We start from the raw sequence: 21,973 nt of genomic DNA, 5'->3' as shown, positions 1-21,973 counted from the left end.
GTTTTCCTCAGTCACAAGTTCCATCCCTGCAAGCTGCTGTTTCTGTAGAATCTAGTTTCACATACTCCTCCGGAAATAATTTCACCTGAAGCAGCTCCTTCTCTTTTCTTTTTAATATTCCTTCTATGGCCTTATCTGCCTTATCTATAACCTGCTCTTTCTTGCTTTTGTCCCTGTAAATCGTTATACCCTTGCATTTGAGTTGATAAGCAAGCATATACACTTTCTCAACATCCTCCGGAGTGGCATCGTACCTTAAATTCACAGTCTTGCTAACTGCATTATCCACATATTTTTGGAATGCTGCTTGCATAGCAACATGCCAAGAGGGCCCAATATCGTGTGCTGTTTTAAATATTCGCTTCACATCCTCAGGCACATCCAAATTTTGAATGCTACCAGATTTTGCAATTTCCAACATCAAATCCTCGGAATAAAAGCCCCTTTTCTTTGCAATTTCCTCAAATAATGGATTTATTTCCAATAATTCCTCACCCTCAAGTACCCTGCGTACATAGACAATGGCGAACAGGGGTTCAATGCTGGAAGAAGTGCCTGCAATTATGCTTATCGTGCCTGTAGGTGCTATCGTGGTAGTGGTTGCATTTCTTATCTTCATTCCCTTCTTCCACCACTCGCTACCTTCCCACGCCGGGAACACTCCCCTCTTCTCCGCAAGTTTCATACTCGCCCTGTGCGATTCCTCATTTATGAACTTCATTACCTTCTCCGCAAGCTCTACTGCCTCTTCACTATCGTACGGTATGCCCAACTTTATCAGCATCTCCGCCCAGCCCATAACCCCCAGGCCTATCTTGCGTGTAAGAAGAGTCATTCTCTCTATCTGGGGCAGTGGATATCTATTCGCATCTATCACATTATCAAGAAAATGAATAGCTATATGGATCACTTTACGCAACTTGTCCCATTTTATCTTTCCGTTCTCGACGAAGAGCGATAGATTTATGCTGCCGAGATTGCAGGACTCGTATGGCAATAAGGGCTGCTCTCCACAGGGATTCGTGCTTTCTATCTCCCCCAAATGCTTTACAGGATGTTTTCTATTCACCTCATCTATGAATATCACTCCCGGGTCTCCTGTCTTCCACGCCTGCGTTATTATCAGGTCCCAAACTTGCCTTGCTTTGATTCTCTTCACTTCCTCCCCATTTCTGGGATTGCGAAGTGGATAGTAATCATCTCTGAGCAACGCATCCATAAACTCGTCCGTCACCGCCACGCTTATGTTGAAATTGCTAAGCACTTTATTCTCAGAATCCTTGGAGGTGATGAACTCCAGTATGTCCGGATGGTGCACACTTAGCACCCCCATATTCGCTCCCCTTCTCTTTCCCCCCTGCTTTATCACATCTGTGGCTACATCGAACACACGCATGAAAGATAGTGGCCCCGAGGCCACTCCCATAGTGCTAGCCACTATATCTCCCTTGGGGCGCAATCTAGAAAAGGAGAATCCTGTACCTCCTCCACTCTTGTGTATCATCGCCGCATACTTCACTGCATTGAATATGCCCTCTATGCTATCCGGTACCGGCAAAACAAAGCACGCACTTAGCTGGCCTAAGCGAGTATTTGAGTTCATAAGTGTTGGAGAATTTGGTATGAAATAGCGGTTTACCATTATAGAGTAGAATTCCTTAATCCGCTCCTCTATAATATCCCATTTATCATTCAAAATGCGAATAAATTCTGAGAAATCAACCTTCATATGCCCTTTAAAATTCAATCTTCTATACGCTCTTTTTAGCATATCCATTTCATAAACGCCTAAATTGCTCTTTCCTGCGAAAACCTCATTTCTCCTCTTTTGCTTACCGCTTAAATCAAAAACCTCATCAAAATATAATGCATCCACGAGAGCTATATATCTTGCCGTACGGTAGAACATCTGCCTTGGTGTTTCAATAATCTTTCCCTTCTCATCTTTAAGCAAGTATCTGGCTTCAAGCACTTTTATCGCATTCACAGTTAATTTGAGGTCATCCTCCACTCCGAGTATCTTCTTTGCTTCCCGTACCTTCTTTCTTGTTTCACGATAAACTATGTAGGCCTTGGCAGTGCGCGTGTACTTCTTCTCCATGAGTAGCTTTTCAACCTCGTCTTGAATTTGCTCCACAGAGGGTATCTCGTATTTCTGTATTCTCTCTTCAACAATTTTAGATAGTTCGTCTGCAATCTCTTCTGGAGTGTCAACTTCTCCAGTTTCCAAGAACGCTTTTTTTATGGCATTAGCTATTCTCTTTCTATCGTAAAGCACATAATCTCCACTTCTCTTCTTTATCAAGCTTGGCATTGTTCATATATGGGCTTGTGAGATAAAAATTTTCCTTAAAGATACAAATTTTCGTACCTTGCTATGACCTCATAAGCGGCAACCCAAGCCATCAAAGTGCCATCATAGATGGATACAATTTCATCGGCAAAATTCACATTACTCAAAAAATCTCCACTTGGAAAACCGCCTATTATGAATGTAATATCTTCAGGAATATCATATTCTTTCAAATTCACTTTTTTTCCTTTCTCTGAGAGCACTACTGCTTTATTTCCTATCTCATCTACCAAGGCACGCAAGCTCATCTTCTCCAAGGTAAGCAAAGGATTCTCCTTATCTGGCACATACTTGTTCTGAAAAACATGCTCCATTAACCCAACAAATCTGTTGTAGGATTTAGGCAATCTCGTCTCTGGAGAGATGCGAATAACATCGTTGTTTCTAGTGTGCACATAAACCCTCAACTTCCCTTCATAATTCAACAACGATTCTTGGGCATTCATAAGAAAGAAATGAACAATATCTGGCCTTCCTCTTCTTTCCGCCTCCGCAGCATACTTGCTTCTTATGGCCTGATGATGATAAGTGGAATCAAGCAATATACGGGAGGGTTTTTTCTTTCTCATCTTCGCATGTTTTACAATCGCAGGATGTCCTTGTATTGCCTGAGGCACAAGCTCAAGCTCAGAATCTGCAAGAATTAAGTGCATCATCCGAATATTGCCCCCATACCAAAGGATGCTTCTTCCTCGCTTTCTTTTATTTTCCTGTATATCTTTCCCGCCTCTTCACCCTTAATTATGAAATCCTCTGCAATCTCCTTTGCTCTCTCTATGGCATCAGAAGAGCCCTCAACGACTATATACACTTCTTTCCCGTCTAATCCTAAAGATTTAGCATCTCTCTTGATTATAGTTTGCCTCCCAACTAAATCATCTTGGTACATTTCTCTCATCTTCGCATCCTCACCCTTGAATTTGAATACCACATACATTTTTACCACAAATTCCGTAAATTGGTAAGGTAATTAAATCTTTCTAAAAGAGTTAAGTACAACTTTCGCATATAGCAAATATGCTTAAAGCCACGATAATTGTAAAGCTCAAAGAGGGTGTTGATGACCCTGAGGGAAAGACAATTAAGCACAGTTTAGAACTCCTGAATTTTGAGGGAATAAAAGAGGTTAAGGTGGCAAAACTCTATGAAATATATCTTGATTTATCACTGGAGGATGGAAAGAAAGAAGTGGAGGAGATGATAAAAAAACTCCTTGTAAATCCCATAATACACGATTACGAATTTAGGGTTGAGGAGATATGAGAGCGAGGGGAATAGCTCCAAAGGTTTATGAAATTGAGATTTTAAACGCAAGCGAGAAGGATCTCAAGGAGATAAATGAGAGCTTGGGACTAGCTTTGAGCTTAGAGGAAATGAAAAAACTACAGGAATTTTTTGTCTCTCTTAGAAGAAATCCCACAGATATTGAAATACATGCCATAGCGCAGGGATGGAGCGAGCATTGTTCATACAAATCATCCAAGCCAGTGCTTCGCAAGTACATATTTGGCATACCGTCCAAGCATGCCCTAATAGTCATGCAGGATGATGCTGGCGTTGTTGAATTCAATGAAGATTACGCCTATGTTTTTAAAATAGAGAGCCATAACCATCCAAGCGCTGTAGAGCCCTACGGAGGTGCGGCCACGGGAGTTGGAGGAATAATAAGAGATGTGCTGAATATGGGTGCAAAGCCCATAGCCCTCGTTGATCCTCTATTCTTCGGACCTCCAGATTATCCCTATGAGAAACTCAATCCGGGGATAAAGCATCCCCTATACCTTATGCAAGGGGTGATAGCTGGGATAAGGGACTACGGCAACAGGGTCGGAATACCAACGGTAGCGGGCATAACATATTTCCACGAAGATTTTGTTAACAATATATTGGTAAATGCGGGATGCTTGGGGATAGTTAGAAAGGATAAAATCGTGAGAAGCGTGGTGAGCAAGGCAGGATTGAAATTTGTGCTTATGGGAGGACGCACAGGGAGAGATGGGATCCATGGCGTGAATTTCGCCTCGAAAATATTAAGTGAGAAGAGCGAAGAGGAGAGGCAGGCCGTACAGCTCGGTAATCCAATAATAAAAGAGCCATTAATTCACGCAATTTTAGAGGCAAACGATGCAGGGATAATAAAGGGCATGAAAGACCTTGGCGGCGGAGGTTTAGGAAGCGTGATTGGTGAGATGTGCCATACTGGGGGAGTTGGAGCTGAAGTGCACTTGGATAAAGTGTTATTGAAGGAGAAGGATATGGCTCCATGGGAGATTTGGGTAAGTGAATCGCAGGAGAGAATGCTCCTTGCAGTTGAGGAAAAAGATATTGAAAAGTTAAGAGAAATTTGTGATAAATGGGATATTGAGATGAGCATAATAGGGCAGAGTGTAGAAGGTGATTACCTTGATATTTACTGGTATGGAAAACGCATCGTGCATTTACCCCTTGAATTTGTGACTGCAGGAGTTGAATATGAAAGGCCTTATAAAATTAAAAAAATTGAAAAAATGCAGGAAATTCCCACAGAGCCAAATTACAGAAATGTGCTTTTATCCCTTCTAAGCTCTTACAACATAGGGAGCAAGGAGTGGATAATTAGGCAATATGACCATGAGGTTCAAGGCAGGACGGTGCTTAAACCTTTACAGGGAATAATCAACCACGAAACCCACGGGGATGCAGCCATAATAAAACCCCTAAAAGATTCTTGGAAGGGGTTGGCAATAACCACAGTGGCAAATCCCCAGATGGGAAAGATAGATGCTTACCAAAGTGCACTTTACACAGTGGATGAAGCCATAAGAAACCTTGTGGCCGTTGGTGCCCGCCCCCATAGTTTTTCAGACGGACTAAATTTTGGAAATCCCGAGAGAGAAGAAATAATGGGGGAATTCCATGAAGCTTGCCGTGGGTTGGGCGATGCTGCCCGATTTCTTGGCATACCCTATGTATCTGGAAATGTGAGTTTTTACAACGAAGCATTTGGAAAGAATATACCTCCTACACCTGTGCTCATGGCAGTTGGGATAATTGGTGATATAAGGAAAGCAATTAGCACAGACTTCAAAAAAGAGGGAAATTCAATATACCTCGTGGGAGAAACCAAAGAGGAAATGGGAGGCAGCGAGTATTATAAGCTCATAGGTGCAAAGAGCACAATAGTCCCCAAGGTGAATCTAAAAGAACTCAAAGATAGAATGGAAGAGATATTGAAAGCTATGAATGAGAATTTAATTGCATCTTGCCATGATGTATCGCATGGAGGTTTAGCTGTTGCACTTGCAGAGATGAGCATAGGGGGGAAGATGGGAGCAGAGATAGATCTCTCTTCTATGGGCTTTATGCGTGCAGATTTCAAGCTGTTCTCCGAGAGTCCAACTAGATGGATATGTGAAGTCAAGAAAGAAGAAGAGGAAGAATTCGAGAAAATAGTAAAAGCTAGGAAAATTGGATTAGTTGGGGGAGAGAATTTAAAGATAAGGGACGGAAATCGTTGGCTGTTCAATATACATACGAATATCCTGAGAGAATCTTGGCGTAGTGCCCTAAAAGATTATTTGGGGTGAGGAGATGAGAGTAGCTATACTTCAGATTGAAGGAACAAATTGCGAAGAAGAGAGTTACACAGCGTTTAAAGAATTGAGACAGGAGGTAGAATATCTGCATTTAAATCTCCTAAAGAATAGAAGGAAGGTTTTGGAGAATTATGATATTTTATTCATCCCCGGCGGATTCTCTGCTGGAGATTATGTTCGTGCAGGGGCCATATTTGCTGCCAGATTAAAGGCCATTGCTATGAGGGAATTAAAAAATTTCGTGGATGAGGGGAAGATAATCATTGGCGTTTGCAATGGTTTCCAAGTTCTAATTGAACTCGGCCTCCTTCCAGCTGTTGATGGTATAAGTGAAAAGCCAGAAGCAGCTCTGATGATAAATGACTCAAATAAATTTGAATGTCGCTGGACATATTTAAAAAAGGAAAATGACAGCATATTCACCAAGGATGTGCCAGATATTATATCTCTTCCAGTAGCCCATGCCGAGGGAAAATTTGTTACGGATAAAAAAATAATGGAAAGGATTATTGAGAACAAGCAAATTGCATTTAAATACATAGAACCAGATGGTTCTAAAGCACATTATCCTTGGAATCCAAACGGTTCTATGGAAGATATAGCTGCCATAACTAATCCACAGGGAAATGTATTGGGCATTATGCCACATCCGGAGAGAGCGTTCTTTCCCTATCAGCATCCCGACTGGAGTAGAAAAGAAAGGGCAAGAGGAGATGGTTTCTGGATATTTAAGTCCATTATAGAGAGAAAGCATTAAATATGGTGTTAATGATTTAGAGGTGGGGTAGAGATATGGAAGATCCTCTGGGTGTAATTGCTACGATAATAAATGCATTGCTTTTTCTTTTCATATCATTATACATACTGCTCTTTAAAAATGATAGAGACGCTTCTCATTATTTGTTCTCTTTTATGACTTTCTCTTTATTCATTTATAGTGTTATGGAAGTGATTAAATTTGCAGGGAATTATAACATAGCTCTTTGGATGGCAAAGCTTTCTCCTTCCTTTCTAGCCCTAGCTGCCTATTTCTTTTTGCTTTTCACCTATTATCTTAAAATTGGCTGGAGTAAGAGTATGGCAATCTTATCCTTTTTACCAATAGTTTTCTTAGTCATATTTTCATATGAATATTTAATAGAAAATGTAAAATACACACATTTTGGTTGGGTTTCGATTTTTAGTTTTCATTCTCTGATTTTATACTCTCTATTCCTCGCAACATATTTTATAGTTGGCCTTTGGAATTTGCTCATAATATATAGAAACATAGAAAAAGAACTTAGAAAAAAAGTGTTATACTTCATAATTGGAGGAGTTGCAGTAATATCCTTCTCCTTGTTATTCATACTCCAAATAAAGGAAAATGAATATATCCTACCATTTATAAATCTATCTCTCGTGGTCCTAGGACTTCTGTATTTCTCTGCCCTAATAAAATAAATCTACATACCGAGCAATTTTTTTGCTTCTGGGGACATCATATCTGGACTCCAAGGAGGGTCAAAAGTAACTTCAATATCCACATCTTCAACTCCTTCTAGCGATTTTACATGTCTATATACATCTGCTATAATCGCATTAGCAAGGGGACAAGTTGGGGTAGTTAATGTCATTTTAATATACACCTTTTTACCATCAATAACCTTCACTTCATAAATCAATCCAAGATTAACAACATCCACTCCTAACTCAAAATCTATGGCTTTTTTAAGGGCATTCCACACCTCTTTCTCTGTGACCATATTCGCAAAGATTACAACTACCTATTTAAATTTGCGGATAACATTTATATCTTGCTTGCTATTTCCTCGTGAGGTGGTAATAATGGTACAACTTAGAGAATGTGAAAAACATGGTCCATTTCGTGGTGATGTTTGTCCAATCTGTGGTGAGGAGGGGAAGTTTCTGCTTAATGATTGGGAACTCACCGCCATAAGTAGAATGCTTGCAGGCATTTTAAGACATTTTCCAGAGAGGTTTGGTGTGAAGCTTGACGATAGTGGATGGGCAGATATTTATCAAATCGTAAAGGGGATAAAGAGAAGGCATCCAAGGTTCAGATGGTTAAAGGATAAACACATAATTGCAATTGTACTCACAGACGATAAGGGAAGATATCAACTTGATATGGAGAATAAGAGGGTTAGGGCAACCTACGGGCATTCTATAAAAGTTGATTTGTCAGATTTACCCACAGATAACATTCCTGAAAAGTTGTATTATCCCACAACAGAGGAGGAGTATGAGTATATAAAAGAAATTGGTCTTCAGCCAGGAGACAGGAAATGGGTGCATCTAAGCAAAACATATAGAGATGCTTATATTGCAGGTTTACACAGGGTTGAAGAACCTATAATTTTAGAAATTGATACGAAAAAAGCCATAGAGAATGGACATCAAATATACCGGGCTGCTAAAACAGTGTTTATTGCATCCCAAATTCCACCAGAGTTTATAAATATATCTGAAAAAATAGATATTGAAATTCCGGAAGAAGAGTTGGAAAAAATTGAAGAGGAGAAGAGAAGGAGAGAGAAAAAATTACAGAGAGAGCTGGAGAAAAAGCAAGAAAAAAGTTTAAAATAGTTATTTAGATTACCTCCAGCTATGGGCCGGTAGATCAGCCCGGAAGATCGCTGCCCTTGCAAGGCAGAGGCCGCGGGTTCAAATCCCGCCCGGTCCATTAAGCCCCTTTCTTAGAGCCCTTTTATTAAAAAGAAAAGTGCTTCAGCCCAAAAGAAAATTTTTAAAAAGGTTGCAGGAGATAAAAACTACTGTGTTTGGGAATAAACGAGCATCGGAAGATGCAAACACGCCCTGCTTTAGCAGGGCTATGGCACCTTTTTTTAAGGGGCTTTTAGGAACTCGCTGGTGGTTCCTAAAAACAGAATTTTCCCTAATAAAAATTCCATCTACAAGGAAAAACAGCTTAGGGATTTTCACTATAAAAAGCCACAAATGGCTTCATCATAAAGGCAAATAATCCCCCATTTAACTTAGTGCGGGGGCTGGGATTTGAACCCAGGAACCCCTACGGGACTGGCCCCTCAAGCCAGCGCCTTTGGCCAAGCTCGACAACCCCCGCTCTCTTGAGATTATAGAGAACATATTAATTTATCTTTCGCTTTGACATTTACATCCATTTAGTCATATTGCAATGAAAATAAATATATCTCAAACTTGCTTTACACTTATGGAGCCAAGAGAACTAGCTGAAGAGTTAGGCTACAAAATTGTGTATATTCCACACGAGGAGATTAAGGATTACATTGCATTCTATAGGGTTATTTATGAAGGTAAAGAGATATATCCGCCAGCAGCCCTGAGATTAGGAATACCCTTAAACGAAATATGGATCAGTGACGCCTTCAGAGATTATGAAAAATACATACTGTTCCACGAGCTTAGAGAGATTGCTCATCGTGCTGAGGGATATAATGTGGATGAAGCACATCTCCTTGCCCTTAAGGATGAGAAGATGGAATTCGGGAATGATGAAAAATGGAAAAAATTGAAGAGAGAGATAAATGTATGCCCATTGGAGGAACTACTTTCAACCTCCCTAATAGGCAAAAAACTGGCTATAAGAATAATGGAAAACAGGCCCTATGAGAGCATGGAAGAGCTCAGAAAAGTAAGAGGAATAGGAGAGAAGAGACTCTCAAGATTACAAGCAAGATTCTGGTGCATTAGAGAAGCTCATTAAATAGAAATTACCACGCCTGCGTGAAGCTTATGAAATTTCTTGCCAAAATATTTGTAAAATGTACATTCAGCCATCAATCCTGTACAATGTCCCGTGTAAATATCATTAACTCCTATTTTCAAAAATTCCTTTGCAGTTTTTTCTATCCTCTCATCACTGGCATTAACTAAGTGGAAACCTCCAATAACAGCTAGTACATTATCCTCACCGCTTATCTCAATAGCACGCCTTGTCATCCCAATTATTCCGGGATGTGAGCAACCACCAATGACCACAATACCTTCTTTAAGATTCACCACAAGACCCATTTCATCTTCCATATAATCTGGCACAAGTTTTCCATTCTTCTTCATAAACACCTTCGTATCTTTCATTCTCTCAAATTCTTCCCTTTCCTCCTGCCTTAATTCCCCCAATGTCCAAACTCCTGGTAATATCTCAACCGGCTCTCTACTTAGCTCCCACATTCCACCATATTTCAATACTTCTTCTTTCATATTCGCCGGGGGTCCTATATATCTAGGCTCATCATCCATCGCAAATGATTCCTTAAAAATATCAGGATGTGCAAATATTTTAGCATCCTTTATTTCTTTTATAACTCCTATCATTCCCCCGGTGTGGTCGTAATGGCTATGAGATAAAACAATACTCCGCACCTTGCTCAAATCCAATCTCAAAAGATGAGCATTGTTGAGCAGTGGAATGTGATGTGTGCCAGTGTCAAATAAAATGAAATCCACTCTGTTTCCTCGGTGTAGTTCTAAAAGAAAAGATATGCCATGCTGAGCCCAGAACCTGCTGGAATATCCTGCAAAATCTTCGGCAAGAACATAAATTTTGATGAAATCCATCCGTTCCATAGTATTTGAATATCTGCATATTACTTATTACTTTCCAAGGGCGAAAAATATAAGTTTTAAATGGAATTTTAAAATATGCGCCGAGAGAGGTCTGCTGGTGCTGTTGTGTTCAATCCAAAAATCAAAAAATACTTACTCTTGCATTATCCTACGGGACATTGGGATTTTCCAAAAGGACATGTAGAAAAGGGTGAAAAAGATGTTGAGGCTGCAAAGAGAGAGATTTTTGAAGAAACAGGATTAGAGATTGAAATATTATTCGGATTTAATGAAATAATCAAGTATCATTTCAAGGAGCATGGTATGTTGATTGAAAAGAAGGTCGTATATTTTTTGGGAATAACAGAGAAAGAAGAAGTAAGGCTCTCTTACGAGCACGATGGCTACGCTTGGCTAAGCTATGAAGATGCTTTAAACAGGATTACCTACGACCTATCAAAAAAAGTACTGATGAAAGCGCATTTATTCCTGCAAAACTTAGGCTATTCTTCGTAGACCGTTTGGCCCTCGGCAATCACATGCACAGGATAAGAATCCAAGCTGAACGGGTCCCCATTCCATACTACTAGGGAGGCGAGATAACCCTTCTTCACCTTGCCTATGTTCTTCGCACCGATAATGTCCGCGGCGTTGCCCGAGATGAGCGCTATTGCTTCTTCCTTGCTCATTCCGAAGCGGCGGAAAAAGCGCAGCTGCAGATACAGATTCCTCTGGAGTACCACAGGGTGATCGCTCATTACGGCGAACTTCAGCCCGGATTCTACTATGTACCTTATATTCCTCCAGCTCTCGTTCTTCAATTCCACCTTGTATGAGAAAGAATCCACTGGCCCGTAAATTACGTCCATTTTTTTCTTCTTGACTTTTTCCCAAAGTTCTGGAGAATGCACATCGCACCCATGGTTGATGACTGCTCGAATTCCGAATTCGTCCACTAAGTTCATCAGGGTGATTATGTCGTCTTCCTTGTGTACGTGTACCATGAGCGGCAATTTCTTATCGAGGATGTCGATGAATATGTCCGTCAGGGGTTCTATTTCCTCTTTTATTTTTTTCTTTTTCTTCAAAAGCGCCTTTGTCTTCTTCGCCTTGATCAGTTCCTCGCGGAGCATGGCGATTGCGCCCATTCTCGTGCTGGGTCTCGTTCCCTTCCACGATGTTGTGCTCCGTGGGTTATAACCTAAGGCTGCCTTTATTCCTATGTTCTCGATGAACGCATCCCCTATGTCACGGGCGAAATTTCTTATTAACGCGGTTCTCCCTCCGATAATATTTCCGCTTCCCGGCATGATGTGCGAGTATAAAACTCCGAATTCTACGCTCTCTCTAAATGCTGGATCATCCATGTACACTGAGTGAATCGCATTCACCAAAGGATAAATTGCGTTCATCTCCTCGTTGGTCTCATCTTCTTGATACGGCTCGCCGCTCCTCGCCATACCTATATGGCAGTGCGGGTCCACGAATCCGGGTGTAACAATTCCCTCGTCTACGACTTCGGCACCTTTTCTATCCTTCGAGATATCCACGATTTTTTCACCATCAAAAAGAATATACACATTTTTCTTTGCCTTTGCTCCTGTGCCATCATAGAGCAGGTTCGCTTTTATAGCCTTCATAAAAGTGTAATTGCATGATGATGCATTAATTTTTCGTAAGCAATATTAAATATCTTAATGAGATTTTCAAATATGAAAGTGGCAATAGTAACAGGCGCAAGCCGAGGGATAGGGAGAGCTACAGCAATAAAGCTTGCCGAAGAGTATGCAATAGTTGTAAATTATTTGCATAATGAAGAAAGGGCAATGAAAGTTGTAGCCACCATTAAAAGCATGGGCGGAAAGGCAATTATGGTAAGGGGAGATGTTAGCCAATATGAAGATGCTCAAAGAATAATTGAAGAGGCAAAAAAATTGGGAGATATAGAAATTTTAGTGAATAACGCAGGCGTTTATGATGTAAAGCCATTAATTAGAACCCTTCCAAGCGAGTGGGAGAGGATATTTCAGGTGAATGTATTTGGAACTTTCAATATGATTCGTTCCGTTCTAGATATAATGAGAGAAGGGGTGATAGTTAACATATCTTCAATTATTGGTATTGAGCCAATGGCAAACGCAGCTCCATACTGTGCTTCTAAATCCGCCATTATAGCACTTACAAAATCCCTTGCTCAAGAATTGTATCCCGCAGTAAAGGTAATCTGTGTGGCTCCTGGACCTACCGATACGGATATGCTAAGAAGAATACACGGCTATATACCAGCAGACCCACCAGAAAAGGTAGCTAATGTGGTATACAGAGCCATAAAAAATGGAAGAACAGGAGATTGCATTAAAGTATAATCATTCAAAAATGTATCTCTCTTCCTCTCCTATGTATTCTCTGTAATACGGGCATTCTTTATTTTTACCATCACAGGTAAATATATGCAATTTCTTACAATATCCATCGCGCCAGTAGGCACATATTCCATCTGGTACTATGTACTTTCCATAATCCTCACATTTCTCCTCTATGCATTTAAATCCCTTGTACCTCCCATGACATATACCCTCCGAATCCATAAAAACGCATTTCATCAGCGGGCGCGGCGGGATTCGAACCCGCGACTTGCAGCTTAGGAGGCTGCCGCCATATCCTGGCTAGGCCACGCGCCCCATAGTGTATTGGAATTTCCCTTATAAAAAATTCGCTTGGGAAAAGAAAAATATAATAGAATAACATACTTGCAATTGATGAGAACATCAATAGTCGTCTTCGGACTTGTTCTTATTCTAATTGCCCTAATATCTTCAATCATATTTCCAACTTACATATATCAGCCTGCTAAGAATGTGGTGTCAGATGAATACAAGGATGGTGATTCCCTAACTGTTTATGGAACAATAACACAAATCACATACATAAACAACTTAAATATAACAGTGATAGTACTAGATGGGCATTTAAAGGTATTTGCCTACAATAAAATAACAGGCTATACTCCAGGAGAAGAAGTTTATATGAAAATAAAAAAAGTATCTGCAGTTAGCATAGGAAGTTTTGAACTGAGTTACTGGTTAACAGAGGAGAAGGAAATACACTCTGTAAATATTTGGAAAAACATATTTCTGTACACTCAAATAGCTGGACTCGTAATCTCTTTTTTAGGGTTAGCGGCAAAGCGTTGATTTAAGAGAAAATTTTTATACTCTCTATCATTTTCCCCCATCGGTGATATAAATGGGAAAGTGGAAAGTTACAGTTGATAGGGATACCTGCATTGGTGACGGTATTTGCGCTAGCCTATGCCCTGATGTGTTTGAAATGGACGATGAGGGAAAGAGTGTAGTCATAAAACCAGAGATAGGCGATGACCTTAAGGACTGCGTCCAAGAGGCAGTGGATTCTTGCCCAGTAAGCTGCATAACAATGGAACAAATCGAATAAATCAATAAAATTTATTAAACCCCTTTACTTTTCCTTTTTATGCTTCTTATCGTTGAGGAGTATTTTAAAAATTTCCCGGCAAGAAAGAAGGTGGCCGAGCTTCTTATCACTCTGGGAATTTCTGTACGCAATTCAAAATTGTATGTTGGAAATGTAGATGTCCCCGTAAACTCCATAGCAGAAGTTGCAGGTGTGAATAGAAAAATAGTGTATCACACCATAGAGTACATAGAGAAAACATACGAACTTAGAAACATATTTGAAAGATTAGAGCCAAAATTATCCCTTTCAAAAGTAGCACCCATAATGGGATGGGAGGTTCTTGAAATCGATTTTAAAAAGCCAAAATATGGCTGCTTAATTGAGAAGATTTTTAAAATATTAAGCGATGCTTCTTGCGAAGTACGCCAAATAATAGGTGAGAGGCAATTATTGGATAAGAGTAAGTTAACCATCGTACTTGAAAAACCAATAGATATGGATGCTATGGGAGAAATAAGAAAACTTGATGGAGTAGATACAATAACATTACACACCTCTGAAATCGATAAACAAAAAATTGTATGCAACTACTGCAAAGTTAAATACTGCCCCAGAAAAGTTTCATTTAAGTAATCCCCCAACAATCACATCTATGGCCTCTTCTTCAGTTAATCCCCTTGCCATAAGGGTTAAAAGCTGTTTTTTGTCAACACTACCTATAGCTGCTTCATGAGTCACTTTAGCCTTGGGATTTTTTGCTATCACAACCGGGGACGCAATAGCTTCAGCATCATCCATAATTATCTCAGTACAATCTACATGACCTCTAGAATATGATCCTAAGCCCACGGTCTTACCAATAACTTCGCTTTTAGCTTTATCCCTTAGTGCCATTCTAGTTTTTATCACGCCAGAAGAGTGCGCTCCCTCCAAGATTACACTCTCATTTGCCTTGATTAAATCATCCTCCCTGGCATATATTTTTGTCAATAGCATACTTTTTGCATTCTCACCAATGTGAACTTCATAATCTATATCCACAAAACCTGCTCGTCCAGTTTTTATTACGAATGAACTATTATATGCACCTCCCTTCCCAACAATAGCTCGAGTTTTAGGCATTACTTTAACTCCACCTAATTTGCCATGAAAATGAACCTCTTCATACTCAACCTTGGCCCTATTTTCCACTATCACATTGGCATCCATGATGTGCTCTACCTTAACAGCATTTGGAAAAATACAGTGGGCCAAAAATTTTACCTCGCTATCTTCCTCCGCCAATATTTCTGTTTTAATGTACTGCTTTCCTTCCCGCGGTAGCATACCAAAACACAAATGCACTGGATTTTTGGATTTGTATCCCTTTTTTATCCTGATGCGAGCATAAATCCCATTTTTAATTTTATTTGCTTCTATTATGATCCCTTTCGTACTATTCTTGGCCAATACTTTATTTTCATTTATAACCATCGAGGCATAATCCTTGGAACCTAGAGCTTTAGTATCTCCCCCCGCAGACTCGTAATATCTTACCAATGCTTTATACTCATTTTGTATAAACTCTTCCATATAATCACCTCTTCAAAGGACATGGTGAGTACTTAAACAATTTCTTTATCTCCTCCCGCTCCCCACTGGCAACAACTTTACCAGAGCATAAAATTGTAGCTCGATCAGCTATATCTATCATCTCTTCGCTATGGGTTATAAGCATAACAGATGTACCCATACCCTTCATCCTCTTTATAACCTCTGAAATTAATCTGAAAGACAGCATATCTATCCCACTATCTGGCTCATCCAACATAGCGAGCTTAGGCTCCATTAAGAGTACTGATGCAAGTTCTATTCTTTTTCTCTCTCCCCCACTTAAATTCTCACCCACCTCTTGAAATAAAATGTTTCTTGGCAAACCAACCATCTTTATTATCTCCTCTAATTTGCTCATACTCTTGGTTTTAGCACTCACCATAAGATAATCCTTAACCAAAAGGCCTTCAAATCTTGCAGGCTCCTGAAATGCAAGGGTTATTCCCATCCTGGCACGCTCCCAAACCGAAAGATTCGTAATGTCTTTACCTTCAAAGATTATTCTACCATCACAGGGATATATCCCCATTATTGCCTGTGCCAAAGTAGTTTTTCCTGAGCCATTAACCCCGAGGACTAAATGAATTTCATTTTGGGCAATTTCAAAATTAACACCTTTCAAAATCTCCTTACCCTCACGCACGAGTCTTAAATTTTCAACTTTAAGCATCAGAGGTAAATCGTTGCAATATTATAAATTATTTCTTGGATCTTTTTGCTATAAATCCTGCGATTAAAGCTAAAATAATGAGAGCTAAGGATACAACTATCTCTCCTTTATACTGCAAAGATGTTCTCTCCAAATACAAAATTCTTACCACATTGCTCGGCTCGCTCTCTCCCTTGAAATTCACGGCAGTAACATAAAATACATACTTGCCAGAGGATGGAAGCTTGTAAAGGAAGTAATGTTCTTTGTAATACACCCTGCCTATCAATTTTCCATTGCAATATACCTTGTATTCTTCTATTCCTCCACCAGTATTTTTTGGAGTGTCCCAAGTTAAATTAGCATATCCATCCTTAATCACTATCTTCAAATTCAAAGGAGAGCTAGGAACTCTTCCAGGTGTTGTAGAAACGCTCTTGCTCGCCGGTCCCTCTCCTGCCAAATTAACTGCACTTACAACAAAAATGTAAGATTTGCCATTGGTTACATTTGTGTAATTATAATAGTGCTGAGTTCCTGGCACCACAGCAATTAGCTTTTTAGGCGGCTTCCATCCCGGCACAGGAGGACAAGGCGGAAAAGGAGGAGGAATTACTCTGTAAATTTTATAGTACAAAATAGGCGAAGCACCTATCCTTTTCGGCTCTTTCCATGTCAAATTTATGTATCCATAGCCACCGTAAGCTGTTAGATTCAGTGGTTGCGATGGTATGCCAGGAATCCCATGAGCTATATTACTCTTGGCACTCTCTCCGTAGGCATTTACTGCAGTTATATAGTAGCTATATTCAACTCCATTTTTTACTGAGGAATCGTTGTAATAAAGATGATTGGACGAAATGGTAGCTATTGAGACATTATTACGATAAATTCTGTATTCTCTTAAAGGCGCTGTTCCATTCCCCACAGGCCTGAGCCAAGTTAAGTTCAAATAGCCCGTGCCTATCTCAACCCTCAACTTCCTTGGTGTAGTGGGTTCTATGCAATAATACCTCGGTGGATACTTTAGCGGATGATAATCGTATACCTTTTTGTTGTTAGAAGCTATGAGAAGGTAGGGCTCATCAATAATACCATCCCCATTTGAATCATTCTTGGATGCCCAATCTTGCCAGTAGTTGCCGTACTTGCTCGTGTTCCAATGATCTATGGTGCATTCATCCCATGCTTGGATATGCCAAGAATTATAAAAATCTCCACTGCCATCGTTATAATAAAATGAGTTATTGTAAATTAGGTTGGGTTTTCCACAACTATTTAAAATGTTACCTTTAATCCCTAAATAATTAAAGAGCAATAGATTTTCAGTAATAACATTCCCAAAAGATCTATCTAACGAAATACCTATGCCATGATTATGCGTTATATTGTTGTCCCTAATAATTGAAGAAGATACATAAAAAATCTTCATACCTTCCCCTTTATTGAATGAAATTTCATTATTTTCTATTGAGATATGTGAAGAAAGAAGACCATAGATTCCATTTCCGTTTCTCAATATATAATTTTCGTTGAAAGTTATATTTCCACTCCCCTTTACCCGGATTCCATCAACCTGAGAATAATTCCCAACAATTTTATTATCCTTAACTATCGTGAAATTTGAAGAGTAAAGATCAATGCCATGGATGCTCCATTTATCCAGAGGCCTTTTTTCCCTTATAGCCAGTTTATTACCAACGATTTTAACATGCTCGGATATTCTTGATACTATTCCCTCATATCTATAGTCATAGATAGTGTTGTTCTCCACACTCACATTTTGGGAGTACCAAACTGCAGAAAATGCCTCTCCTTTATCAAAATAATTTTTCTCTATCCTAATTTCTTTGCTATACTTTCCAAATACTCCCACACCTACATTTAAAAATTTATTACGCTCCACAACTGCATCTTTGGATGAATAAATGTACATGCTATTTTTATTCACACCTGAAAAATTATCAAAATAAAATCTGGTATGTGTGGAGTTATAGAGATAAATGCCCATATCTCCATTTAAAAATTCGCAATTCTTTACACTTATATTTGAAGAATTTGCTATGTAAATTCCTATCTTATTGCTTTGCGATGTGAATTTCTCAATAACCACATTGCTCACATTATTCAATCTTATGCCAGCAGTGATCACATTCTTAGAGGGTACATACGCATAAAACACAACAACATCTTTGATTATGAAATAAAATGTAACATTCTGAATTGATATTCCATCCATCCCCATCATAGGAATGATGCTATAATTCTCAATTATGTAAGGTGCATTAGCACTTCCATTACCTTGCCATTTCATCTTTTCTGCCATCTCTATAAACTCTGTATCGTTGTGAATGATTATAGAAGAGTAAATTATCGTGCTCTCAGAATTCCCATAGGTATGCAAAGATACAACTGGAAAATTAAAAATTAGAATTATAGCAAAGAGCACAGTTATTACAATCATACCAAATCTCCCCATAATTTAACATAATAACGCTTATATTAATACCTTTCCAAGATTTTTTCGCACCGATGATTATAAATCCTTAAACTCATTAGGGAATTGTATGGTAGAACTTGAGGATTTAATGGAAGAGATAGAAAATTTGAAATTCGAAATTAATGGAATTAAAAGGGAAATTCATGAACTCACACCCCACAAACATTGCCTAAACTGTGGTATAGCAATCCCTCCAGACAAAACATTTTGCTCCAAAAAATGCGAGGATGAGTGGAACAATATGGTTAAGAAAAAGAAGAGATTCACTTACATCTGGCTTCTGTTCTTGGGAATATTGCTAATAATATTGATGTTCTCAATGGGACATCCCTAATGGGATAAAATGAAAAGAGTGGTTATGGGCGGAACTTTCGAGTTCCTGCACAAAGGGCATAGAGAGTTGCTAAAAAAGGCCTTTGAACTTGGAGATTTCGTACTAATTGGCATCACTACCGATAACTTTAAAAGGGATTGTAGTGTCAATTTCGAGGATAGAAAGAGAAAAGTTGAAGATTTCATCAAGAGTTTTTCAAAACCATATAAGATTGTGGAAATCAACGATAAGTATGGTCCAACACTCCAAGAGGATTTTGACATTATCGTTGTTTCCCCCGAAACCCTTCAAACTGCAGAGGAGATAAATGAATTGAGAGAAAAGAAGGGCATGAAAAAAATGGAAATTGTGAAAATACCAATATTTTACGGTGAGGATCTTTTACCCATATCTTCAAGAAGAATCAGGGAAGGGGACATTGATGGGAATGGAAAGAGATTGAAACCGCTAAAGATAAATGTAGGCTCAACCAACCCCTCAAAAATTAACGCAGTAAGGAGGGTATTTGAAAGTATATTTACATTCGAAATTGAAGTCAAGGGCATTTCCGTGGACTCGGATGTATCCCCCCAGCCTGTGAACGGAGAGACGATAAAAGGAGCAATAAACAGAGCAAAAAAAGCATTGCAGGATGCTGATTACAGCGTGGGTATTGAAGCAGGACTTTTCTGGAATGAAGAGATAAAAGAGTACTTTGACAAAGCATTTTGCGCAATTTTGGATAGATATGGTAACTTTACATACGGCTATTCTGGCGGCTTTACATATCCTCCAAAGGTTATTGAAATGGTAAAGAAAGGTATGGAAGTGGGAGATGCTATGGAGGTAATCTCTGGAATAAAAGATATCAAGAAAAAGATGGGAGCAATAGGATATTTAAGTAAGGGAAAAATAAAAAGGGAAGAGTTCAACGCTCAAGCTGTTCTGATGGCCATGATCCCGCGCATCAGCCACGAACTTTATTTCTTATGAGCAAGATGGCAACAAGGGCAACTATCAACACTGGAATATAACTGAACTCTGGCACCTCTTGATTAACCTGGGCAGTTTGTAGAGATGAGCTTATAGAATTTCCATTGGAATCAACGAGAGTCACATAATAATAAACAATACCAGTAGTGTTCTGAGGAGGAATGTAGCCCACATATTCTCCATTTGTATAGTTCATCCATACTGCATGGTATTCATCCCCAGACACATTTTTGTAGTAAAGTATAGCCTGGTACTCCTGCGTTGTATTTACCAGTACTCTTATTGGCTGTCCAACATATGCTGTTTCATGGAATACAGAGTTGATTTGGGGCAGGGTAGAGTTATCTCCAAATGCGTAGAGATAACCATTGTTTGACGCTACAAGCACATATGAATCTGCGATTATCGGAGAAGACAATATGTAATTTTCAGGTTGGGGTGTGTAATTCAATATCTTATAACCCGTAGAGTTGAATACATAGAGAGTCCCATCATTTGTATTTGTAACCGCAATTATTTTGCCTGAAGAATATACAACCCCTGCTTGAATTGGTCCATTTAGTTTTACATCCCACATCAAAGATGCAGATGCACCCTCATCCTCTATTGCACAGAGATATCCACTGTAATTGCCCACATAGATTATCCCATTATGTATTGAAGGAGAAGATGTAGAGGTCCCTATTGGATAACTCCAGATCTCACTACCATTCATACTCAATGAGATAAGCTCCCCTCCAGTGGTAACAAAATAGATTCTTCCGTTTTCAATTGCAGGAGTGCTTCTCACCGAACTGCTACTGGTATAATTCCAAGCATAAGTTCCATTCTCATTTATACATTCAATTCCATAGGGTGGCTCCCAGTTATAATTCGTATCTTCTATACCTGCAATTGGTACTATAATCTTCCCCCCATTTATTGCCGGAATTCCAAAGTAATTGCTGCCCATAAGGGTAAGATTCCAGGCAATTGTACCGTTTTCCAAATAGAGAGCGTATAATTTTCCCGTAGAATTTAAATTGAATGTGGCTACAAATACCATTGGAACCTTATTAACTATATCAACCACAGGAGCAGAAGTTATATCCTCACCGATATATGTTTCCCAGGCAACTGTACCATTGTTTATATAGAATGCTCTCACATATCTATCTAGTGTACCAATGATTACATAATTTCCGTAGAGAGTAGGCGAGGCTATTCCATAATAGCCAGCTGCACCTTTAGAATTGTTCCAAATCAGTTCACCATTAATTCCAAGAGCATACAAAGCATTATCATCAGCTACGAATACTCTTCCATCTCCAAATACAGGAGTGGATGAAAAGCCCCACTGAGATTGCCCTTTAAATTTCCATATTAAATCACTTGCAGTTACATTATAAAAGCCCGTAGCAGTGTTATTTGTGTTTCCCCTAGGAGTGGCCCAAACATTGTAATGTCCAGGATAAGCTAGCGAGCCCTCATAGGGTACCCAATTAGGATTGTCAGCAGTATATACCCAAGAAATAACTTCTCCGTTATGGAGTATAAGTGAACTTGCTCCCACATTGCTGTTTTGCCATTCATAACTTCCATTTTGCCAAACCATTAAATGCCAATAATAGCCAGTGCCTGACCAATTGTTCTCTTCCCAACCAATTTGATACACATAAGCCCCATAACTTGACCACGAGTAATCAAGCTGCAAACCTAACTGCTGCGCAGCCAATTCTGTGGCTTTTATAGCCGTATGATTATCCTGAGGCAATACAATATTAGTACTCATAACCTGCTGATTTCCAAACTGAAAGATAACCGTAACTTCTGCATCTGTACTGGCACTAGTACTATGCACACTTGGTATAAGAGGTATCAACATCAGGGCCAAGATCACAAGAACTGCTATTCCAACCACATTTCCTTTCATTATTCCCACCTCAAGTTTATTTTACTTTTCTCCAAAAAACTTTAAAATACTTAAAACTTATCATATAAAAAGTTCTCTAAAGTTTATGACCAAATCAAA

The 21,973-nt window shown here is 39.2% G+C and carries 24 protein-coding genes and 3 tRNA genes; 14 read left to right on the top strand and 13 right to left on the bottom strand.

Translation table 11 applies throughout. The features are described 5' to 3' along the window. Positions 1-7 precede the first annotated feature (7 nt). Genes ABOO_RS04615 through ABOO_RS04605 form a run of 3 tightly spaced genes read right to left on the bottom strand, consistent with a single transcriptional unit; the run spans position 8 to position 3,290 of the window. Entirely contained in the window at positions 8-2,314 is a 2,307-nt protein-coding gene (locus ABOO_RS04615; protein ID WP_008086411.1) for an adenosylcobalamin-dependent ribonucleoside-diphosphate reductase, read from the bottom strand. A gap of 35 nt (positions 2,315-2,349) precedes the next feature. After that, positions 2,350-3,009, bottom strand: coding sequence for a 16S rRNA methyltransferase (locus tag ABOO_RS04610; RefSeq protein ID WP_008086396.1), 660 nt, complete (start codon positions 3,007-3,009; stop codon positions 2,350-2,352). Next, positions 3,006-3,290 (bottom strand): hypothetical protein, encoded by a 285-nt coding sequence (locus ABOO_RS04605; protein WP_008086387.1) that lies wholly within the window; start codon positions 3,288-3,290, stop codon positions 3,006-3,008. The genes ABOO_RS04610 and ABOO_RS04605 overlap by 4 nt, the downstream gene beginning before the upstream one ends. A gap of 80 nt (positions 3,291-3,370) precedes the next feature. Here ABOO_RS04605 and purS point away from each other — a divergent pair, with 80 nt between their 5' ends. Genes purS through ABOO_RS04585 form a run of 4 tightly spaced genes read left to right on the top strand, consistent with a single transcriptional unit; the run spans position 3,371 to position 7,371 of the window. Beyond that, positions 3,371-3,616: a phosphoribosylformylglycinamidine synthase subunit PurS gene (purS, locus tag ABOO_RS04600; protein WP_008086373.1), complete on the top strand. Its 246-nt coding sequence runs from the start codon at positions 3,371-3,373 to the stop codon at positions 3,614-3,616. Continuing rightward, entirely contained in the window at positions 3,613-5,919 is a 2,307-nt protein-coding gene (gene purL, locus ABOO_RS04595) for a phosphoribosylformylglycinamidine synthase subunit PurL (protein WP_012997256.1), read from the top strand. The genes purS and purL overlap by 4 nt, the downstream gene beginning before the upstream one ends. A 4-nt stretch (positions 5,920-5,923) precedes the next feature. Continuing rightward, positions 5,924-6,685, top strand: a complete 762-nt coding sequence (gene purQ / locus ABOO_RS04590) for a phosphoribosylformylglycinamidine synthase subunit PurQ (RefSeq protein ID WP_008086418.1) — start codon at positions 5,924-5,926, stop codon at positions 6,683-6,685. A 35-nt stretch (positions 6,686-6,720) separates the two neighbouring features. Then, a complete protein-coding gene (locus tag ABOO_RS04585; protein WP_008086393.1) occupies positions 6,721-7,371 on the top strand; it encodes a hypothetical protein in 651 nt (216 codons plus the stop codon). 2 nt (positions 7,372-7,373) lie between these two features. Here the strand turns inward: ABOO_RS04585 and ABOO_RS04580 are convergent, their stop codons facing one another. Then, positions 7,374-7,673 carry a metal-sulfur cluster assembly factor gene (locus ABOO_RS04580; protein WP_008086410.1) on the bottom strand — a complete coding sequence of 100 codons (300 nt, stop codon included), beginning with the start codon at positions 7,671-7,673 and terminating at the stop codon, positions 7,374-7,376. Positions 7,674-7,755: 82 nt separating this feature from the next. Between ABOO_RS04580 and ABOO_RS04575 the strand changes: the two genes are divergently transcribed. Together ABOO_RS04575 and ABOO_RS04570 are read left to right on the top strand one after the other, a co-directional pair. Further along, positions 7,756-8,517, top strand: a complete 762-nt coding sequence (locus tag ABOO_RS04575) for an RNA 2'-phosphotransferase (protein ID WP_008086365.1) — start codon at positions 7,756-7,758, stop codon at positions 8,515-8,517. Between the two features lie 23 nt (positions 8,518-8,540). Next, positions 8,541-8,614, top strand: a tRNA-Ala gene (locus ABOO_RS04570). Between the two features lie 317 nt (positions 8,615-8,931). On the opposite strand, the gene ABOO_RS04560 is transcribed toward ABOO_RS04570, so the two are convergent. Then, a tRNA-Leu gene (locus tag ABOO_RS04560) sits at positions 8,932-9,016 on the bottom strand. A 108-nt stretch (positions 9,017-9,124) separates the two neighbouring features. On the opposite strand from ABOO_RS04560, the gene ABOO_RS04555 reads away from it, so the two are divergent. After that, positions 9,125-9,637 (top strand): ComEA family DNA-binding protein, encoded by a 513-nt coding sequence (locus ABOO_RS04555; protein WP_008086415.1) that lies wholly within the window; start codon positions 9,125-9,127, stop codon positions 9,635-9,637. Here the strand turns inward: ABOO_RS04555 and ABOO_RS04550 are convergent. Continuing rightward, a complete protein-coding gene (locus ABOO_RS04550) occupies positions 9,634-10,500 on the bottom strand; it encodes an MBL fold metallo-hydrolase (protein ID WP_008086427.1) in 867 nt (288 codons plus the stop codon). The two genes, ABOO_RS04555 and ABOO_RS04550, sit on opposite strands and share 4 nt — an antisense overlap. A gap of 75 nt (positions 10,501-10,575) precedes the next feature. Here ABOO_RS04550 and ABOO_RS04545 point away from each other — a divergent pair, with 75 nt between their 5' ends. Beyond that, the gene (locus tag ABOO_RS04545; RefSeq protein WP_008086425.1) at positions 10,576-10,995 is read left to right on the top strand and encodes a bis(5'-nucleosyl)-tetraphosphatase; all 420 of its coding nucleotides are present in this window, start codon (positions 10,576-10,578) and stop codon (positions 10,993-10,995) included. On the opposite strand, the gene ABOO_RS04540 is transcribed toward ABOO_RS04545, so the two are convergent. Next, the gene (locus ABOO_RS04540) at positions 10,983-12,119 is read right to left on the bottom strand and encodes an amidohydrolase family protein (RefSeq protein WP_008086409.1); all 1,137 of its coding nucleotides are present in this window, start codon (positions 12,117-12,119) and stop codon (positions 10,983-10,985) included. The genes ABOO_RS04545 and ABOO_RS04540 overlap by 13 nt on opposite strands. A gap of 72 nt (positions 12,120-12,191) precedes the next feature. On the opposite strand from ABOO_RS04540, the gene ABOO_RS04535 reads away from it, so the two are divergent. Then, entirely contained in the window at positions 12,192-12,845 is a 654-nt protein-coding gene (locus ABOO_RS04535; RefSeq protein WP_008086421.1) for an SDR family NAD(P)-dependent oxidoreductase, read from the top strand. Here the strand turns inward: ABOO_RS04535 and ABOO_RS04530 are convergent, their stop codons facing one another. Together ABOO_RS04530 and ABOO_RS04525 are read right to left on the bottom strand one after the other, a co-directional pair. Further along, on the bottom strand, positions 12,846-13,067 hold the full coding sequence (locus ABOO_RS04530) for a hypothetical protein (protein WP_236614224.1): 222 nt from the start codon (positions 13,065-13,067) through the stop codon (positions 12,846-12,848). A gap of 18 nt (positions 13,068-13,085) precedes the next feature. Beyond that, positions 13,086-13,160, bottom strand: a tRNA-Arg gene (locus ABOO_RS04525). A 78-nt stretch (positions 13,161-13,238) separates the two neighbouring features. On the opposite strand from ABOO_RS04525, the gene ABOO_RS04520 reads away from it, so the two are divergent. Genes ABOO_RS04520 through ABOO_RS04510 form a run of 3 tightly spaced genes read left to right on the top strand, consistent with a single transcriptional unit; the run spans position 13,239 to position 14,547 of the window. Beyond that, positions 13,239-13,673 carry a hypothetical protein gene (locus tag ABOO_RS04520; protein ID WP_012997253.1) on the top strand — a complete coding sequence of 145 codons (435 nt, stop codon included), beginning with the start codon at positions 13,239-13,241 and terminating at the stop codon, positions 13,671-13,673. 52 nt (positions 13,674-13,725) lie between these two features. Beyond that, positions 13,726-13,932: a ferredoxin gene (locus tag ABOO_RS04515; protein ID WP_008086391.1), complete on the top strand. Its 207-nt coding sequence runs from the start codon at positions 13,726-13,728 to the stop codon at positions 13,930-13,932. 39 nt (positions 13,933-13,971) lie between these two features. Next, positions 13,972-14,547, top strand: a complete 576-nt coding sequence (locus tag ABOO_RS04510; RefSeq protein ID WP_012997252.1) for a hypothetical protein — start codon at positions 13,972-13,974, stop codon at positions 14,545-14,547. Here ABOO_RS04510 and ABOO_RS04505 read toward each other — a convergent pair. From ABOO_RS04505 to ABOO_RS04495, 3 genes are read right to left on the bottom strand one after another with little or no spacing between them, the layout of a single operon-like run. Further along, positions 14,536-15,486 carry a SufB/SufD family protein gene (locus tag ABOO_RS04505; RefSeq protein WP_008086406.1) on the bottom strand — a complete coding sequence of 317 codons (951 nt, stop codon included), beginning with the start codon at positions 15,484-15,486 and terminating at the stop codon, positions 14,536-14,538. The genes ABOO_RS04510 and ABOO_RS04505 overlap by 12 nt on opposite strands. Positions 15,487-15,490: 4 nt before the next feature. Continuing rightward, complete coding sequence (locus ABOO_RS04500; protein ID WP_008086419.1) at positions 15,491-16,177, bottom strand: ABC transporter ATP-binding protein; 687 nt, start codon at positions 16,175-16,177, stop codon at positions 15,491-15,493. 28 nt (positions 16,178-16,205) lie between these two features. Continuing rightward, entirely contained in the window at positions 16,206-18,620 is a 2,415-nt protein-coding gene (locus ABOO_RS04495) for a right-handed parallel beta-helix repeat-containing protein (protein WP_008086414.1), read from the bottom strand. 103 nt (positions 18,621-18,723) lie between these two features. Here ABOO_RS04495 and ABOO_RS04490 point away from each other — a divergent pair, with 103 nt between their 5' ends. Beyond that, entirely contained in the window at positions 18,724-18,990 is a 267-nt protein-coding gene (locus tag ABOO_RS04490; protein ID WP_008086389.1) for a DUF2116 family Zn-ribbon domain-containing protein, read from the top strand. 9 nt (positions 18,991-18,999) lie between these two features. Beyond that, positions 19,000-19,962, top strand: coding sequence for an inosine/xanthosine triphosphatase (gene yjjX, locus ABOO_RS04485; RefSeq protein WP_008086362.1), 963 nt, complete (start codon positions 19,000-19,002; stop codon positions 19,960-19,962). On the opposite strand, the gene ABOO_RS04480 is transcribed toward yjjX, so the two are convergent. Then, positions 19,937-21,874 (bottom strand): outer membrane protein assembly factor BamB family protein, encoded by a 1,938-nt coding sequence (locus tag ABOO_RS04480; RefSeq protein ID WP_008086369.1) that lies wholly within the window; start codon positions 21,872-21,874, stop codon positions 19,937-19,939. The genes yjjX and ABOO_RS04480 overlap by 26 nt on opposite strands. Between the last annotated feature and the right edge of the window lie 99 nt (positions 21,875-21,973).

The organism is Aciduliprofundum boonei T469, from assembly GCF_000025665.1.
In the GTDB taxonomy this organism is placed as follows: Archaea; Thermoplasmatota; Thermoplasmata; order Thermoplasmatales; family Aciduliprofundaceae; genus Aciduliprofundum; species Aciduliprofundum boonei.
This window is presented reverse-complemented; position numbering and strand designations above follow the sequence as displayed.

What these genes read in the sequence shown, in the direction of transcription:
- ABOO_RS04615 (WP_008086411.1), bottom strand. Translation starts at nt 2,314, where the DNA reads ATGCCAAGCTTGATAAAGAAGAGAAGTGGAGATTATGTGCTTTACGAT.
- ABOO_RS04610 (WP_008086396.1), bottom strand. Translation starts at nt 3,009, where the DNA reads ATGATGCACTTAATTCTTGCAGATTCTGAGCTTGAGCTTGTGCCTCAG.
- ABOO_RS04605 (WP_008086387.1), bottom strand. Translation starts at nt 3,290, where the DNA reads ATGTATGTGGTATTCAAATTCAAGGGTGAGGATGCGAAGATGAGAGAA.
- purS (WP_008086373.1), top strand. Translation starts at nt 3,371, where the DNA reads ATGCTTAAAGCCACGATAATTGTAAAGCTCAAAGAGGGTGTTGATGAC.
- purL (WP_012997256.1), top strand. Translation starts at nt 3,613, where the DNA reads ATGAGAGCGAGGGGAATAGCTCCAAAGGTTTATGAAATTGAGATTTTA.
- purQ (WP_008086418.1), top strand. Translation starts at nt 5,924, where the DNA reads ATGAGAGTAGCTATACTTCAGATTGAAGGAACAAATTGCGAAGAAGAG.
- ABOO_RS04585 (WP_008086393.1), top strand. Translation starts at nt 6,721, where the DNA reads ATGGAAGATCCTCTGGGTGTAATTGCTACGATAATAAATGCATTGCTT.
- ABOO_RS04580 (WP_008086410.1), bottom strand. Translation starts at nt 7,673, where the DNA reads ATGGTCACAGAGAAAGAGGTGTGGAATGCCCTTAAAAAAGCCATAGAT.
- ABOO_RS04575 (WP_008086365.1), top strand. Translation starts at nt 7,756, where the DNA reads ATGGTACAACTTAGAGAATGTGAAAAACATGGTCCATTTCGTGGTGAT.
- ABOO_RS04555 (WP_008086415.1), top strand. Translation starts at nt 9,125, where the DNA reads ATGGAGCCAAGAGAACTAGCTGAAGAGTTAGGCTACAAAATTGTGTAT.
- ABOO_RS04550 (WP_008086427.1), bottom strand. Translation starts at nt 10,500, where the DNA reads ATGGAACGGATGGATTTCATCAAAATTTATGTTCTTGCCGAAGATTTT.
- ABOO_RS04545 (WP_008086425.1), top strand. Translation starts at nt 10,576, where the DNA reads ATGCGCCGAGAGAGGTCTGCTGGTGCTGTTGTGTTCAATCCAAAAATC.
- ABOO_RS04540 (WP_008086409.1), bottom strand. Translation starts at nt 12,119, where the DNA reads ATGAAGGCTATAAAAGCGAACCTGCTCTATGATGGCACAGGAGCAAAG.
- ABOO_RS04535 (WP_008086421.1), top strand. Translation starts at nt 12,192, where the DNA reads ATGAAAGTGGCAATAGTAACAGGCGCAAGCCGAGGGATAGGGAGAGCT.
- ABOO_RS04530 (WP_236614224.1), bottom strand. Translation starts at nt 13,067, where the DNA reads ATGGATTCGGAGGGTATATGTCATGGGAGGTACAAGGGATTTAAATGC.
- ABOO_RS04520 (WP_012997253.1), top strand. Translation starts at nt 13,239, where the DNA reads ATGAGAACATCAATAGTCGTCTTCGGACTTGTTCTTATTCTAATTGCC.
- ABOO_RS04515 (WP_008086391.1), top strand. Translation starts at nt 13,726, where the DNA reads ATGGGAAAGTGGAAAGTTACAGTTGATAGGGATACCTGCATTGGTGAC.
- ABOO_RS04510 (WP_012997252.1), top strand. Translation starts at nt 13,972, where the DNA reads ATGCTTCTTATCGTTGAGGAGTATTTTAAAAATTTCCCGGCAAGAAAG.
- ABOO_RS04505 (WP_008086406.1), bottom strand. Translation starts at nt 15,486, where the DNA reads ATGGAAGAGTTTATACAAAATGAGTATAAAGCATTGGTAAGATATTAC.
- ABOO_RS04500 (WP_008086419.1), bottom strand. Translation starts at nt 16,177, where the DNA reads ATGCTTAAAGTTGAAAATTTAAGACTCGTGCGTGAGGGTAAGGAGATT.
- ABOO_RS04495 (WP_008086414.1), bottom strand. Translation starts at nt 18,620, where the DNA reads ATGATTGTAATAACTGTGCTCTTTGCTATAATTCTAATTTTTAATTTT.
- ABOO_RS04490 (WP_008086389.1), top strand. Translation starts at nt 18,724, where the DNA reads ATGGTAGAACTTGAGGATTTAATGGAAGAGATAGAAAATTTGAAATTC.
- yjjX (WP_008086362.1), top strand. Translation starts at nt 19,000, where the DNA reads ATGAAAAGAGTGGTTATGGGCGGAACTTTCGAGTTCCTGCACAAAGGG.
- ABOO_RS04480 (WP_008086369.1), bottom strand. Translation starts at nt 21,874, where the DNA reads ATGAAAGGAAATGTGGTTGGAATAGCAGTTCTTGTGATCTTGGCCCTG.